We start from the raw sequence: 15,756 nt of genomic DNA, 5'->3' as shown, positions 1-15,756 counted from the left end.
CACCCCGCAAAGGCCGGAACACCCAGGACACGCTTCCCCTGCCGCCCGATCTCTTGTATCTTCCCCTATCCTGATTTCCTTCCCCTTGGGCCTGTAGCTCAGTTGGTTAGAGCAGGGGACTCATAATCCCTTGGTCGTCGGTTCGAGTCCGACCGGGCCCACCATAAAATCAGGCACTTACAGCCGCTCAACGCTTCCACGGCCTTCCCCCCTCCCCTGCTGGGTACCACTGGGTGTTATTTCCCACCCCTAATCGCTGATCACCACCTGGCTGCTGGCCTATGCCGGCATCTTCTTCCTGGGCTTCGGCGGATCGCGCTGGACTTCGGACATGGCGATCAACTACTACAAGACCGTCCTTGGCGTAGCCGTGCAGATCATGACGATGGTGCTACTAGTCGGCATTGGTAACGACATGCTGTCTACGTTCTACGCCAGGATGAACCAGAACGTGCTCAACATCGAAGAACTGGGCGTCATGCTGGTGTTCTGCATGGCATTGCTGTTGCTGGTTAACTGGGTGCCGCCAATGGTTGGCGGGGTCATCACAGGTGCCGGCATCGGGTCTGGCGGCGGTATCGGCAACTTCGGCACTGGAGCTGCGGTAGGTGCCGTTATGGGAGCGGCCGGCATGGCAGCAGGCGCAGCAGGGTTTGGTGGCAATTCCGAGAGCGGCGCAAAGCGAGCTGTTAGCCTGGCGGCCGGCACGGCGGGCAACCTGGCCAAAGGCATTGGCGCTGCGGCCGCTGAGAAGATCAAGGATCGAGTCGCGGATACAGCAGGCGGTCGCCTGGCGTCATCGCTACGGGCAAGAACACCGTCGTTCGAGGGTAACAGCCTGGCTGGCACAGCCGAGCATACCGACCACAACAAGAGTGACTCCTAACCCACCATCCACCAAGATCGCCCCGGCATAGTCCTGATCACCATGATCGCCACACTGAATTGGCATGTGTGTAATGGACGCATGCTGGGGCGCGCCATATACTTCCTGAAACAATCACGGCCCCGATTCCAGCATGAGTCTCAGGAATGTCCAACGAACAGCTTGACGACCTTACCCAGCCGCAGCGCGACCGCCTTGCCTTTGTAGAGCTGCGGGTGCGCTTCATTGGGGATATCCGCCGCCAGGATCTGGTATCGCGCTTCGGCATCCAGTCCGCCGCTGCCACGCGGGATCTGGCGATCTACAAGGAACTGGCGCCAGGCAATATTGACTACGACACCAAAGCCAAGTACTACATGCTCGGCGAGCACTTCAAACCCGTTTTTGACTTCCAGCCCGAGCGGGTCCTGGCCTGGTTGACCCAAGGGTTTGGCGATGGCGAACCATCCCGGCTGAGAGCCTGGGTAGCCAGTGAAATTCCATCCAGACTCACGCATCCGGATCTGGACGTACTGGCCGCCGTCACCCGTGCCATTCACCAGGAGCGGCCCCTTGCCATCGAATATCACTCTATTTCCAGCGGCCGCACCCAGCGCGAAATCGTGCCCTTTGCCCTGATCGACAACGGGCTGCGCTGGCACACCCGCGCCTTTGATCGCAAAACCCAGGAATTCAGGGATTTCGTGATTACACGGATAAAGCGCCCGACGGCCTCACGCGATGCCGGCGTGCAAGCCCACGAGCGCAGCGACCAGGATATCCAGTGGACCCGCATCGTGGAGCTGGAACTAGTCCCGCATCCAGCACAGCCGCGCCCTGAGATCACCAAAATGGATTACGGCATGGATGACGGCAGCCTGCGCATGAAGCTGCGGGCTGCCACGGCGGGCTACATCTTGCGCAAATGGAGCGTCGATTGTTCCCCGGACCACAGCCTGCGGGGGCCTGAGTATCGCCTGTGGTTGAAAGACCACCTAGCCATTTATGGCGTCAAGAGCGCTTTGCTCGCACCCGGCTACTGCTCATCGGAGCAGCAGCAAGCGGCCGAACTGGACTGAGGCCGCCATGCTGGAGCAGCTCGAACAGCGAATTAACGAAGTAAGCGCCTTGCAAACCAAGCTGGTCCTGCTGATTGGCCACCCTGGTAGCGGCAAGAGTGCCCTGCTCGGTGCGCTGGCGAAGCAACACGGCATCCGTGTGATGAATGTCGGTGCCGCCTTGGGCCGCCAGTTGGCCGCGATCTCTCAGCGGCAGCGGGCACTCCAGGCAAATGTGGTTCTGCGGGATCTCGCTGATGAACATGCCGAGGGCGACCTGCTGTTGCTCGACAATCTCGAGCTGCTGTTCGACCGCTCGCTCAAGCTGGACCCGCTGGACCTGCTCAAGCGCCACGCCCATGGCCGCCGCGTAGTCGCTGTGTGGCCGGGTGAGCTGCGCGAAGGCCGGCTCGTCTATGCCGAGATGGGGCATCCGGAATATCAGGACTACGGCCTGGATGGCCTGGTCCCATTTGAAATTGAATCGTTGGGGTAAAGGGGAAGCACATGCGCTACGGGGATCTTATTCAGTTCGAGCCGATTGAGTCGGTCATTCAGCTGCTCGACGCCAATCGGCCCAATGAGGCCAAGAAGCTCGTCGCCACCTATGTCATTTCCGATGACATGGCCGAGCGGATTGCCAAGCAGATGATCCCGCAGCTCTCCTTCGATGAGTCGGTTGACCATAAAGGCGTGCTGGTGGTCGGCAACTACGGCACCGGTAAATCGCACTTGATGTCGGTGCTGTCGCTGATCGCCGAAGACGCCGCCTATGTGCCGATGGTTCAGCACCCCAAAGTCGCCGAGGCGGCCGGCAGCATCGCCGGCAAGTTCAAGGTGCACCGCATCGAGATCTCCAGCCAGATGTCCCTGCGCGACATCATCACCCAGGAGCTGGAAATCTTCCTGGAGAAGCAGGGCGTCAGCTATGCCTTCCCGCCGGCCGACAAAGTCGTCAACAACAAGGCCGCGTTCGAGGAAATGATGACAGCCTTTGACGAAGTACACCCTGGCAAGGGCGTGCTGCTGGTGGTCGACGAGTTCCTTGAGTTCCTGCGCTCGCGCAAGGACCACGACCTAGTGCTGGATCTGTCCTTCCTGCGCGAGATCGGCGAAGTCACCAAGCACCTGCGCTTCCGTTTCGTGGCTGGCGTACAGGAAGCTATCTTCGACAACAGCCGCTTCCAGCATGTTGCCGACAGCCTGCGCCGCGTAAACGAGCGCTTTGCCCAGGTACTGCTGGCCCGTCAGGATGTCAGCTTCGTGGTTGCCGAGCGTCTGCTGAAAAAATCCGCTGACCAGCAACACAAGATCCGCACCTATCTCACGCCCTTCGCCAAGTTCTACCACAACATGAACGAGCGGATGGATGAATACGTGCGGCTGTTTCCAGTGCACCCGGACTACATCGGCACCTTCGAGCGCCTGATCTTTACCGAAAAACGCGGCGCATTGGTCACCCTGCGCGACCAGATTCAGGCCATCCTGGACGATGAAGTGCCCACCGACCGCCCAGGCCTGATCGGCTTCGACAAGTTCTGGGAAACGGTCACATCCAACTCGGTACTGCGCTCAGACCCGAATATCGGCCCTGTACTCAATGTCGCTGAAGTGCTGGGCGAGCGCGTGCAAAAAGCGTTTTCTCGCCCAGCCTACAAGGCCATGGCCATTCGCGTCATCAAAGGCCTGTCCGTCCACCGCCTGACTACTGGCGGCGATATCTACGTGCCCGTGGGGCCGACCGCAGAAGAGCTGCGCGACACCCTTTGCCTGTACCAGCCCGGCATCGAGGACATGGGGGGCGAGCCGGCCGACGACCTGCTGACCACCGTGCAAACCACCCTTCGCGAGATCGTCAAAACGGTGAACGGCCAGTTCATTTCCAAGGCGCCCGACACCGAGCAGTACTACCTCGACCTGAAGAAAGACGTCGACTACGACGCACAGATTGAGAAGCGCGCCGAAGCCCTGTCCGACGACGCTCTGGATCGCGCCTACTACGGTGCCCTGATGCAGCTGATGGAGCGTACCGAGGAAGACACCTACGTCACCGGCTACCGAATCTGGCAACACCAGGTGGAATGGCAGGAGCGGCGTGTCGAACGTAACGGCTACCTGTTCCTGGGTGCCCCCAACGACCGGCCGACCGCCCAGCCGGAGCGCGATTTTTACATCTACTTCATCCAGCCGTTCGAGCCTCCGCGCTTTCGCGACGACAGCCGCACGGATGAGGTGTTCTTCCGCCTGAAAGGCCTGGACGATGCCATCAAGCGCTATCTGGCCTGTTATGCCGCTGCCCAAGAGCTGGCTTCCTCGGCCAGCGGTGGCGCCAAGTCGGTGTATCTGGACAAGGCCAAAGAAGCCCTGCGCGACATGAGCAAGTGGCTGCAGGACAAGCAGATGACGGCCTTCGAAGTCACCTACCAAGGCAAGACCAAAACCCTGCAGGAGTGGGCCAAGGGCGTTTCCATGCGTGACAAGCTGCGGCTGGGGCCGGATGAGCGCGCCAACTTCCGGGACATCGTCAACGTGACCTCAGGCCTGGCCCTCGGCACCCATTTTGCCGACCTGGCACCGGAGTACCCGACGTTCTCCGCGCTGGTCACCGAAGCCAACCGCAAGCAGCTCATCGGCAATGCACTGAAGGCACTTGCCGGCGGCACCCGCACCAAGGACGCCATCGTCATCCTGGATGCCCTGGAAATGCTCGACGGCGACCGCATCGAGCCGACCCGCTCGCGCTACGCCCAGGAAGTCCTCAGCCGCCTTACCGCCAAGGGCCACGGCCAGGTTCTCAACCGCGCCGAGCTGATCAGTGGTGCCACCGATGTCGAGTTCTTCGCACCGGTACGCTTCCGCCTGGAGCCCGATCTGCTGATGGCCGTGCTGGGCGGGCTGGTCTACTCCGGTGACATTGTGCTCGCCATCACCGGCGACAAGATCGACTCCGGCAAGCTCTCCCTGCTGGTGGAGCGCGCCCTGGATGATCTCAAGACCTTCAAGCACGTTGAAGCCCCCAAGGAGATCAACGTCGCCGTTCTTCGCTCACTGTTCGAGCTGCTGGGCCTGCCAAGCGGCTTTGCGCAGATGGCTACCCAAGGCAAGGAAGAGCCCGTTAAGGAACTGCTGGAAGCCGTCGCAAAGCTGGTCAACCGCGTGCTCACCGTGGGTACCGACCTGCAAACCCGTCTGAGCTTCTGGGGTCAGTCCCTGCTGCGTGAAGAAGAGCTGCGTGATTGGCGCAGCCGCCTGGAGGCCCTCAAGAGCTTCCTGGAAAGCCTGTCCCCCTACAACACCGTGGGCAAGCTGAAGAACCTGCGCATCACCCAGGCCGACATTGAGGCACAGCAGAAGAACCTGGACGTGCTCTCCGCTGTTGAGAAACTGCGTGATCTGGTCGCCGAGCTGGGTAGCGTGGCTGGCTATCTGTCCCAGGCGGAAATGGTCCTGCCGAGTGACCACGCCTGGGTGCAGCAGGCTCAAGCAGCCCGCAAGGATATTCTCGACAAGCTCGCCCAGGACAAGAGCGCAGCCCACGCCGCCACCTACCGCCAACAGCTGGCTGCGCTCAAGAAGGACTACATCAATGCCTACGTGGCCCAGCACAGCAAGGCACGCCTCGGCGTAGCCGAGGACAAGACCAAGACCGCCCTGCGCCGCGACTCGCGCATCACCACCCTGCGCGCCCTGGCGGGCATCTCGTTGATGCCTACCGGGCAGCTCACCAGCTTCGAAGACAAGCTCGACAAGCTCAAGAGCTGCGCCTCGCTGGTCGAAGCTGAGCTGGCCACCAGTCCGGTATGCCCGCACTGCGGTTTCCGGCCAGCCAACGAGCAAGCCGACCTGCTGCCGGCCGCCAACGTACTCAAGGCCCTGGATGAAGAACTGGATCGCCTGCTCGAAGGCTGGCAACAGACCCTGCTGGACAACCTCGACGACCCCATCATCCAGGCCAACTTCGAGCTGCTAAAGGCCAGCCAGCGCGAGCTGATTACCGCCTTCCTGGCGTCCAAAACACTGCCCGATTCAGTCACGCCGGAATTTGTAGCCACCATCCAGGAGGCGCTGTCCGGCTTGGAGAAGATCCTGGTCACCGGCGACGACATCAAGCAGGCATTGCTGACAGGCGGCTCTCCGGCCACGCCGGAAGACCTGCGCCGCCGCTTCGAGTCATTTATGACCGAACGCTGCAAGGGCAAGGACGCCAGCAAACTGCGGTTTGTGGTGGAGTGATGATGACCGCAACCACCGTACAAGCAATCACTGCACAAGTGGCTAAACAAGTCACAGTAGCCTTCTGCTGCACATGTTCAGTGACTTGCTCAGCTGATCAAGATTCAACAGCAAGTCGTGGCTCATTCCGACTTGCACACCTACAGACAATGGACGTACAGCAATGAATTCGACTGATTCCCTGGACTTGAGATCCGAGACCACTTCCGGCCCGGTCGAATGCCTGGGCCAAACCTTCCCCAGTGATCAGGCTCGCCGCGAGCATTATCTGAAGTTGCTGGCCGAAAAGCTGAAAGATCCGGAATTCCGCAAGCAGGAAGGTTTCCCGCATGGCACCGATGAGGCGATTCTGGCTATGTCCGATCCGCCTTATTACACCGCCTGCCCTAACCCCTGGCTGGCGGAGTTCGTCGAGCACTACGGGAAGCCCTACGACGCGCAGCAGACGTACAGCCGAGAACCCTTGGCGATTGACGTTTCGGTCGGTAAAACCGACGCCATTTATCGTGCGCATTCCTACCACACCAAAGTGCCGCACCTGGCCATTGTGCCGTCAATTCTGCACTACACCCAGCCCGGCGATATCGTGCTAGATGGCTTCGCAGGCTCGGGCATGACCGGCGTTGCCGCCCAGTGGTGCGCTTCCGCACCCGCGGACTACCGGCATGAGCTGGAAATGGAGTGGAAGAAGCAAGGCAAGCCAGCACCGAAGTGGGGAGCACGCCGCGTCATCCTCAACGATCTGTCGCCGGCGGCCACCTTCATCGCAGCCAACTACAACCTGCCGTTCGATGTGGATACCTTCGCCAAGGCGGGGAAACAACTGCTTAAGGAGGTCGAGCAGGAAATCGGCTGGATGTACGAGACCCTGCACTCGGACAGCAAGACCAAGGGGCGAATTGAATACACCGTTTGGAGCGAAGTCTTCACCTGTCCGGAGTGCGCAGGTGAAGTGAATTTTCTGGACGAAGCGCTGGACAAGGACAGCAAACGAGTACGCGCTGCGTTTCCTTGCCCGCATTGCGGCGCAGAGTTGAACAAGGGCAGGATGGATCGCGTGTTGGAAAACCGCCTTGATCCGTGCACCAGCAAGCCGTGGCAACGGGTCAAGTTTAAGCCGTCCCTGATCGTCTATAAGGTGGGCAATGCGCGGTATGAGAAGGAGCCAGACGACCAAGATATGGCGACGCTTGCGCGGATCCAAGCGATGCCCTATCCAGCGTCAATTCCAAACACACCCTTCCCGGTCGAGCAGATGTACCATGGATCGCGAATTGCGCCGAAAGGATTCACCCATGTTCACCATTTTTTTCTGCCCCGGGCTGCCCACGCTATGGGTCTTCTTTGGGACCAGGCAAGCAGTCATCCAGATCAGCGGATTCGAGCGTTCCTTAAGTTCGTAGTCGAACAGGCTATCTGGAATATCACTGTCTTGAACTCGTATCGCCCAACAGGTTTTTCGCAAGTCTCTCAGTATATGAAGGGCGTCTATTACGTCCCGTCACAGCATGCCGAACTAAGTCCGCGCTACATCTTGGGGGGCAAAATTGATCGGCTCATCAAGCTCTTTTCCGCTTCGGTAATTGGGCAGCGACAGTGTGCAGCCGTAACTACGGGTACCGCTGGCCGACTCCCACTTTCAGATGACAGCGTCGACTATATATTCACCGACCCACCGTTCGGCGAGAACATTTTCTACGCGGACCTTAATTTTCTTGTTGAGGCTTGGCATGGAGTCACGACTGAATCACGATCCGAGGCCATCATCGATAAGCCGAAGAACAAGGCGTTACCGGAATACCAGCACTTGATGCAGCGCTGCTTCGCGGAATACCTCCGCGTGCTCAAACCCGGGCGCTGGATGACCGTGGTGTTCTCCAACAGCAAGGCATCCGTCTGGAACGCGATCCAGGTGGCATTGCAGCAGGCTGGCTTTGTTGTGGCTGAGGTTAGCGCCCTGGACAAGGTACAAGGTAGCTATAGGCAAGTGACGTCCACCACAGCCGTGAAGCAGGACCTGGTGATCTCTGCGTACAAGCCCAACGGCGGACTGGAACAGCGCTTTGCGGAACGTGGCGCAACGCCGGAATCCGCTTGGGACTTCGTGCAAACGCATCTCAAGCAGCTTTCGGTGACCAAAGCCAAGAACAGCGAGTTGGAGTTCATCGTCGAACGCGAGCCACGACGTATTTTTGATCGACTGGTGGCCTGGTTCGTGCGTCATGATGTACCCGTGCCGATTTCCAACGATGAATTCCTAACCGGTCTGCGCAGTCGCTTCCCCGAACGCGACGGCATGGTCTTTTTGCCAGAACAAGTAGCCGAGTACGACAAGAAACGCGCCCAGGTGGCCCAGGCGCCGCAGATGGAGTTGTTCGTCTCAGACGAGCGTAGCGCCATCGACTGGCTGGCTGATTTCCTCAAACGCCGTCCCTCGACTTACCAGGAAGTTCACCCCGAGTTCACCACTCAGCTGGGCGCTGGCTGGAAAAAGCATGAAGCCAAGCCGGAGTTGATGGCACTGCTGGAAAACAACTTTTTGAAATATGACGGTACTGGCGATGTGCCGAGCCAGATCCACAGCTACCTATCCACAAACCACAAGGATCTGCGTGGTCTGGAGAAGAGCGACCCGCGCCTGATCGCCAAAGCCAAAGACCGCTGGTTTGTGCCCGACCCAAACAAGGCACAGGATCTGGAGAAGAAGCGCGAAAAGGCATTACTCAAGGAGTTTCAGGTGTACCAGGCCTTCACCGGCCGACGCCTTAAGGAATTCCGCCTGGAAGTGCTGCGCGCCGGCTTCAAAGAAGCCTGGGGCAAGAAGGACTACCAGACCATCATTGCCGTGGCCAAGAAGATCCCCGATGAGGCGCTGCAGGAAGATGAAAAACTGCTGCTCTGGTACGACCAGGCGATGACTCGTACTGAGGATGGCCTATGAGGCCATCCCTGATTTCGGCAAAGGTCTCTGTGCAATGAATCAGGACGAATTGCTGGCACGGCTTAACGGCATCGAATGGAATGATTTCGAGTGCAAGCGAGCCCAACGTGGTGTGCCGGAGGATGCCTACAAGACTGTGTCCGCCTTCGCCAATACGGCAGGCGGCTGGTTGGTGTTCGGTGTCAGTGAGGCCAACGGTCAGCTGGAAGTAACCGGCGTCGCGGAGCCGGACAAGGTCCAGAATGATTTTCTGGCGGTGCTGCGCGGTGGGCAAAAGCTGAATCGGGTGATTGCGGTCGATGCCCATCGTTTCGAGATCGACGGCAAGCATGTATTTGCCTTCCATGTGCCAGAGCTATCCCGGTCAGAAAAACCTGTCTACCTCAAGGGCGACCCCAGGCAGAGCTACATTCGCCGTGCGGCGGGTGATGAGCAGGTTACCCAAAGTGAGCTGGAGCGCTTTCTACGTGATGCCGCGCAGGACAGATACGATGGCGTGGCACTGACCGATATCCCGGTCGACCAGTGCTTTGATGAAACCACCGTGCGTTGGTACCAGGAGCAGTTTGCCCGGCGTAATCCCGAGCATGTGGAGATCACTGATCCGATTGCCTTTCTGCTGAACTGGAATTTCGTGGTTGAACAGGGTGGCAAGACATTGCCAACCCGTGCGGGTGTGCTGCTATTCGGTACAGGCCGCTATGTACGACAGGTTCTGCCCCGCCCTGTGCTCGACTATCAGCGTATCGATACCAGCTTCGACAACTGGTCGGCCGATCAGCGCTGGCATGACCGTTATGTGTTTGAAGAAAACATCTTCCAGACCTGGCAAGGCTTGGTTGCCCGCTACATGCGCATCGCCGAGCACCCCTTTTCGCTCGACCCGGCGACACTGCGCCGCAACGACGATCCGCCAGACTATGTGGCCTTTCGCGAAGCGGCCATCAACCTGCTGATTCACCAGGATTACGGTGATCACGGCCGCAAGGCATCTATCAAGCTCTTTACCGACCGCACGGTGTTCTGGAACCCCGGCGATGCCTTTGCCACCGAAGCGGAGCTGCTGGACCCGACCGAGAAGGAAGTGCGCAACCCTGCCATCGTCAAAGCATTCCGCCGTATTGGTCTGTCAGACCAGGCTGGCACCGGGATTCGCGCCATATTCCGCAACTGGCACGAGCTGGGGCGCACGCCGCCACGGCTGAATAACGACAAGGCACGCAAGGAGTTCGAGCTGGAGCTGATCAACCAGCCATTGGTCACCGATGCCATGCGGCGCTTCCGTGAAACCCTGGGCGCCACCCTGACGCCGGAGCAGGCCGATGCGCTGGCCCTGGCACTGACATTACCGCAGGACGAGCCATTGACCCTTACCGCAATCCGTAGCCTGGGCATCAGTACCACCCAGCAAGCCCGGGCAGTGGCCGATCATCTGGTGCTGCAGCAGCTGCTCGACAAGCTCAGTGATACCCAATACCAGGTGCGGCAGGAGATCCGTCAGCGTTTTGCTCGTGAGGCAGAAGTTCAGGGTGGGGACCAAGTCGGGACCAAGTCGGGACCAAGTCGGGTCGCTGGGGAAGTTACCGGGGAAGTCACCGGGGAAGTCACCGGGGAAGTTCGTCGACTGCTGGCCGTCATATCTGGTGAGATGCGGCGCCGAGAAATTCAAGAGGTACTGGGCCTGAAGCATGAAGACCACTTCCGTGAGGCCTACCTGCTTCCGGCTCTGGCGTTGGGTGCAGTCGAAATGACCCAGCCGGACAAGCCGCGCTCCAGCAAGCAGCGGTATCGACTCACCGAACACGGCAAAGCGCTGCGCAATGGTGACGACGAATGACACAACCGCTGCACGATTACAGTATTGGCGATTGGTGCTGGTTCATCCGGCAGGCGACCCCGTGCCGCGTTGTTGAACGCCAAGACGTGTGGGGCGAGGTGGCCTATCGCGTATGGCTGCCGGCCAAGAACACAGTGGTACGTGCCCGCGCCCAGGATCTCGGTGATCTGGCAGCGGTGCGCCCGGCGGTTGAGCAGATCCTGCATACGGCGGCATCCGCAAAGCTGCTGGATGCGCTGGAAGACAACCTGCTGCTGGCCCCCATCCAATCCAGTGTGGTGCCGCTACCCCACCAGCTGTATGCGCTGAACCGGGCCATGAGCCGCGACCGCATTCGCTACTTGCTGGCGGACGAGGTGGGCTTGGGTAAGACCATCGAGGCGGGCCTGATCCTGCGCGAACTGAAACTGCGCGGCATGGTGCGGCGGGTGCTGGTGGTGGCCCCCAAGGGCCTGATCCGGCAATGGCAGGCGGAGATGCGTTTGCATTTCGGGGAGCACCTGCGCTTTATCGAAGCCACCGAGCTGGCTGCCTTTCGCGCCTGGCGCGCTGAGGGCACCCAGAATGACGACAATCTCTGGGCCATGCACGACCAGGTGATTGTGTCGCTGGACTCGGTCAAGCCCATTGAAGGCCGCCGTGGCTGGAGCCTGGAACAACTCAACAGCTACAACCGCGAGCGTTTCGAAGACCTGGTTTCCGCCGGCTGGGATCTGGTGATTATTGATGAGTCCCACCGCATGGGTGGGAGTACCGACCAGGTCGCCCGCTACAAGCTGGGAGCCGCCCTTGCAGAAGCGGCTCCCTACCTGTTGCTGCTGTCTGCTACGCCACACCAGGGCAAGACCGATCAGTTTTTGCGCCTGATGCAGCTGCTCGACCGCGAGGCCTTTGTTGATGAAGGCAGCATCCACCGCGACCGGGTGCAGCCCTTTGTCATCCGCACCGAAAAGCGTTCCGCCATCAACGCCGATGGCCAGCCCCTCTTCAAGCCACGCTCTACGCGGCTGCAGGCAGTTGCCTGGCAAGCACGGCACACGGCGCAGAAGCAGCTGTATGACGCGGTCACCGATTATGTGCGCCACGGTTACAACCAGGCCATGGCCGCCAAGCAGCGCCACATCGGGTTTCTGATGATCCTGATGCAGCGGCTGGTGACCTCCAGCACCGCAGCGATCCGTGCCACGCTGGAGAGACGCCAGGCGTTGCTGGATGCGCCGCAGCCACAGGCCAATCTGTTCGATAGCGTGGACCTGGACGAATGGGCCGAACTCGACGGGCAGTCACAACTCGACGTGGCGCTGCAAGCCAGCAACTGGGAGCAAGAAAAGGCCGAGGTCGAGATGCTGCTTGATCTGGCCCGGGAAACCGAGCGGCAAGGCACCGATGCCAAGGCCGAAGCGCTGCTGGAGCTGATCTACAAGCTGCAACAGGAAGAGAACGACCCCGAGCTGAAAGTTCTGGTGTTCACCGAGTTTGTGCCCACCCAGGCCATGCTGGCCGAGTTTCTGGAAAGCCGCGGATTTTCCATTGTCCTGCTGAACGGCGGCATGGATCTGGAGGCGCGCACCCGCGCCCAGCAAGCATTTTCCCGCGACGTGCGTGTGCTGGTCTCCACCGACGCCGGCGGTGAGGGCCTGAACCTGCAGTTCTGCCATGTGATCGTCAACTTCGATATGCCCTGGAACCCGATGCGCCTGGAACAACGAATCGGCCGAGTTGACCGCATTGGCCAGCCCCATGTGGTGCGCGCCATCAACTTCGTGCTGGAAGACACGGTGGAGCACCGGGTGCGCGAAGTACTGGAGCAGAAGCTGGAGATCATTGCCCAGGAGTTCGGTGTCGACAAAGCCGCCGACGTGATGGACTCCGTGGAAGTCGAGCCGCTGTTTGATGAGCTGTTTGTGTATGGCTTGCAAGATCCTGCGTCCATCGACAAGGAGTGCGACGCGGTCATCAACCAGGTACGCGAGAAAGTGGCCGCAAGCCGCGCCGATACGGATCTGCTGACCGATGATCACCCGCTGGAAGCGGTTGAGTCCCAGAAATGGCGGGACCACCCGGCGCAGTATTGGCTGGAGCGGGCGGTAACAACCGGCCTGCCCACCCGTGGCGGCACAGCGGAGCAGTCAGACCATGCCTGGCGTTTGACCTGGGCGGATGGCAGTGAATCTTTCCCTGTCTGCTTCGATGCGCGAACCGCTGAGCAGAACCCGGAGATGGAATGGATCACGCTGGAAGATCCCCGAGCCCGTGCGCTGATCGGCGATCTGCCGCGCTGCGTGGCCGGACAGCCGCTTCCTATCGTACAGGTAACCGGTCTCCCTGACACCGTACAGGGCACATGGTCACTGTGGAGCGTGAGCCTGGCCGCTTCCAACAGTTCTGCCAACTTCACCCGGCGTCGCTTCCTACCGGTCTTTGTTACCGATGATGGACGCAGCTTTGTCCCCACGGCCAAGCGGATCTGGGATCTGTTGCTGACCGAAGACGTGCGCCTGACGGCGGACCCGGACAGTGAGCATGCAGCCGCACTCTTCGAGCAATCGCTGACGGCAGCCAAAGGTATGGGTGAGCGGCTGTTCTCGGAGCTGCTTGAAGAACACCGAAGCTGGCTTGCCGAGGAACGTGAGCGCGCCCGCTACGCCTTTGAGTCACGCTTTCAGGCCATTGGCCGCATCGGCCTGCCTGCCGTCCGCGAGCACCGGCGCAAGCGCCTTGAAACCGAACATCAGGCCCGTATGGCAGATCTGGCGGAAGCAGAAGCCTGCACGCCAGAGCTGAATGCCGTGCTGATACTGCGCATTGGCTCGGCGGGAGGGGCCGCAGCATGACGTATTTATCCAGGGACAATGTCGCCCATCGCAGCACACTGCTGGCTGATCGGATTCTCAAGGAGTTCCCGTCTGACCTGGCCCGGCTGTGGATTGTGGCGGACCCGGACAACGTTCTGCTGGACGAGCAGGTACTGGCTGGACTGCGTGAACGCGGCTTCGAGGTGCTGCCGTTTGAGGACAGCATCGCCTTTCGGGCCGAGTACGAAGAGCGCTACCGCGCCGCCTGGGAGGCTGAGGAGGCCAATGCACCCAGCGCCCTGGTCATTCAGGTGCGCGATTCCAGCACTGCGGAGCTGCCCTGGGATTATTTACGCCAGGCGCGCAAGGTCAGTCTGTCGCTCGCAGAGCTGTTCCCAAAACTCAGCTATGCGGTGCTCAGGCAGCTCGGTAGCGAGATCCTGCCGTCGCTGTTCGAGGTGCAGGCGCGCCACGCGACGCAGGCGATGGGCGAAGCCGCCACCAAAGAATTTGTGCTGACGCATATCTACCGGGTAAGCCCCCACCTGATTACCCGGCCAGAGGATCTGTGGCGTGAGCTGCTGCGGCTGCACTACCGCGAGACGCTACTACCCCAGACCCTGGCCGGGCATATCCACCAGGTATTGGCTGACCGACTGGTGTTCGCCAGCAGCCCGATTGCCGAGCTATTCTCCAACAGAAGTTTTGCGCTGCGTGTGGTGCAGGACGCCTGGTACCGCTACCTGAACAAACTGGGACTGATCGGCAGACGTACGGCGGAGCCGGTAGCGCCGGACTACATACCGCAACTCGACATTCCCTTCGAACATCACGACATCCGCGTCATCGTTGATTCGATGTTCCTGGACGGCACGCTACACCCGCTGGCCATTCAGGGCGTGCCGGTCAGCTTGCCGGAGTGGGCAAAAGCTGGCGTAGTGCAGGACCCCGCAGCGATGCGCAACCTGGTGCTGGAGGGTATCAAGAGCCTCAGTGAAGAGCTGCCTGGCGCTACATCGTCTCACAGGGATTGGACCCACTTTGCCCGGCGGCTTGGTGAAGTGATCTCGCGCTTTCACAGCCTGGATGCCGTGCGCGCAGAAGGTCTGAAGGCGGACATGAAGGATCTGGTGGCACGCGCCGACAGTGAGCTGCAAACCTGGGTTCAGGCGCACTACGCTGACTTACCTTCCCTGCCCGCTGCCAAGGGGCCGGTGATGGTGCATCAAGTGCCGCGCTACCTGGCAATGCGCCGAGCTAACGGTGAGGAAAAAATTGCGCTGGTCGTCTTCGACGGGTTGGCTGTCGATCAGTGGACACAGATTCGCGAAAACCTCATCCAGCATGCGCCACGTCTGATGTTTGATGAAAATGCCTGCTTTGCCTGGCTGCCCACGCTGACATCCATTTCCAGGCAGGCGTTATTCTCCGGCCTGCGCCCACGGGAGTTCGCTGAACACATCGAAACAACCTCAAAAGAACCTCAGCATTGGACCCGGTTCTGGCAGGACCAGGGATTGCGTGCCAACGAGATCCTCTATCGAAAGGCGATCAAGCGCACTGATGAGCTGCCGGAGTTGCAGGAGCTGCTCTCAAATCCTGCCCTGAAAGTCGCCGGCCTGGTGGTGGATACCGTGGATGAAATCATCCACGGCGCCGTGCTCGGCAAACGCGGTGTAGCTGCGCAGATCAACAGCTGGTGTGAGTCGGGATTTGTTGATCGGCTGTTTGCGATGCTGCTCAACCAGGGCTTCCACATCTACCTGACTGCCGACCACGGCAATGCAGAAGCTGTGGGCATTGGCCGCCCGAACCAGGGGGTGGCTTCGGAGCTGCGCGGCGAACGGGTGCGCACCTATCGCAGTGAAACCATTATTGCCGAGACAGCAACTGCAATACCGGACAGCTTCCGCCTCGATATCGCTGGCCTGCCGGCCAATTTCATGCCGCTGTTTGCAGGAGAGCGCGGAGCCTTTGTTCCAAAGGGTGACCAGGTAGTGGTCCACGGTGGCATCTGGGGTATCCCC

At 60.2% G+C, this 15,756-nt stretch carries 8 protein-coding genes and 1 tRNA gene; all 9 read left to right on the top strand.

What is annotated here, in order from left to right:
- Positions 1 to 87: 87 nt before the first annotated feature.
- A tRNA-Ile gene (locus tag ECTPHS_RS11525) sits at positions 88 to 164 on the top strand.
- Positions 165 to 256: 92 nt separating this feature from the next.
- Positions 257 to 886 (top strand): type IV secretion system protein, encoded by a 630-nt coding sequence (locus tag ECTPHS_RS11520; RefSeq protein ID WP_083838844.1) that lies wholly within the window; start codon positions 257 to 259, stop codon positions 884 to 886.
- Positions 887 to 1,032: 146 nt separating this feature from the next.
- Positions 1,033 to 1,944 carry a WYL domain-containing protein gene (locus tag ECTPHS_RS11515; RefSeq protein WP_008932928.1) on the top strand — a complete coding sequence of 304 codons (912 nt, stop codon included), beginning with the start codon at positions 1,033 to 1,035 and terminating at the stop codon, positions 1,942 to 1,944.
- Between the two features lie 7 nt (positions 1,945 to 1,951).
- A complete protein-coding gene (brxF, locus tag ECTPHS_RS11510; RefSeq protein ID WP_008932927.1) occupies positions 1,952 to 2,419 on the top strand; it encodes a BREX-3 system P-loop-containing protein BrxF in 468 nt (155 codons plus the stop codon).
- A gap of 11 nt (positions 2,420 to 2,430) precedes the next feature.
- Entirely contained in the window at positions 2,431 to 6,156 is a 3,726-nt protein-coding gene (locus ECTPHS_RS11505) for a DUF6079 family protein (protein WP_008932926.1), read from the top strand.
- A gap of 163 nt (positions 6,157 to 6,319) precedes the next feature.
- Positions 6,320 to 9,097 (top strand): DNA methyltransferase, encoded by a 2,778-nt coding sequence (locus tag ECTPHS_RS11500; RefSeq protein WP_008932925.1) that lies wholly within the window; start codon positions 6,320 to 6,322, stop codon positions 9,095 to 9,097.
- Positions 9,087 to 10,934, top strand: a complete 1,848-nt coding sequence (locus ECTPHS_RS11495; protein ID WP_008932924.1) for a Fic family protein — start codon at positions 9,087 to 9,089, stop codon at positions 10,932 to 10,934. The genes ECTPHS_RS11500 and ECTPHS_RS11495 overlap by 11 nt, the downstream gene beginning before the upstream one ends.
- Positions 10,931 to 13,768: a DEAD/DEAH box helicase gene (locus ECTPHS_RS11490; RefSeq protein ID WP_040405871.1), complete on the top strand. Its 2,838-nt coding sequence runs from the start codon at positions 10,931 to 10,933 to the stop codon at positions 13,766 to 13,768. The genes ECTPHS_RS11495 and ECTPHS_RS11490 overlap by 4 nt, the downstream gene beginning before the upstream one ends.
- The coding region (gene pglZ, locus ECTPHS_RS11485; protein WP_008932922.1) for a BREX-3 system phosphatase PglZ at positions 13,765 to 15,756 on the top strand (1,992 nt) is incomplete at its 3' end. The genes ECTPHS_RS11490 and pglZ, both read left to right, overlap by 4 nt.

The sequence above is a fragment of the Ectothiorhodospira sp. PHS-1 genome, from assembly GCF_000225005.1.
In the GTDB taxonomy this organism is placed as follows: domain Bacteria; phylum Pseudomonadota; class Gammaproteobacteria; order Ectothiorhodospirales; family Ectothiorhodospiraceae; genus Ectothiorhodospira.
Note: the sequence above shows the minus strand (reverse complement) of the source record. Positions and strands in the feature narration are given on the sequence as shown.

Excerpts from the sequence above, each read along its gene's own strand:
- ECTPHS_RS11515 (WP_008932928.1), top strand. The coding sequence starts at position 1,033 with ATGTCCAACGAACAGCTTGACGACCTTACCCAGCCGCAGCGCGACCGC.
- brxF (WP_008932927.1), top strand. The coding sequence starts at position 1,952 with ATGCTGGAGCAGCTCGAACAGCGAATTAACGAAGTAAGCGCCTTGCAA.
- ECTPHS_RS11505 (WP_008932926.1), top strand. The coding sequence starts at position 2,431 with ATGCGCTACGGGGATCTTATTCAGTTCGAGCCGATTGAGTCGGTCATT.
- ECTPHS_RS11500 (WP_008932925.1), top strand. The coding sequence starts at position 6,320 with ATGAATTCGACTGATTCCCTGGACTTGAGATCCGAGACCACTTCCGGC.
- ECTPHS_RS11495 (WP_008932924.1), top strand. The coding sequence starts at position 9,087 with ATGGCCTATGAGGCCATCCCTGATTTCGGCAAAGGTCTCTGTGCAATG.
- ECTPHS_RS11490 (WP_040405871.1), top strand. The coding sequence starts at position 10,931 with ATGACACAACCGCTGCACGATTACAGTATTGGCGATTGGTGCTGGTTC.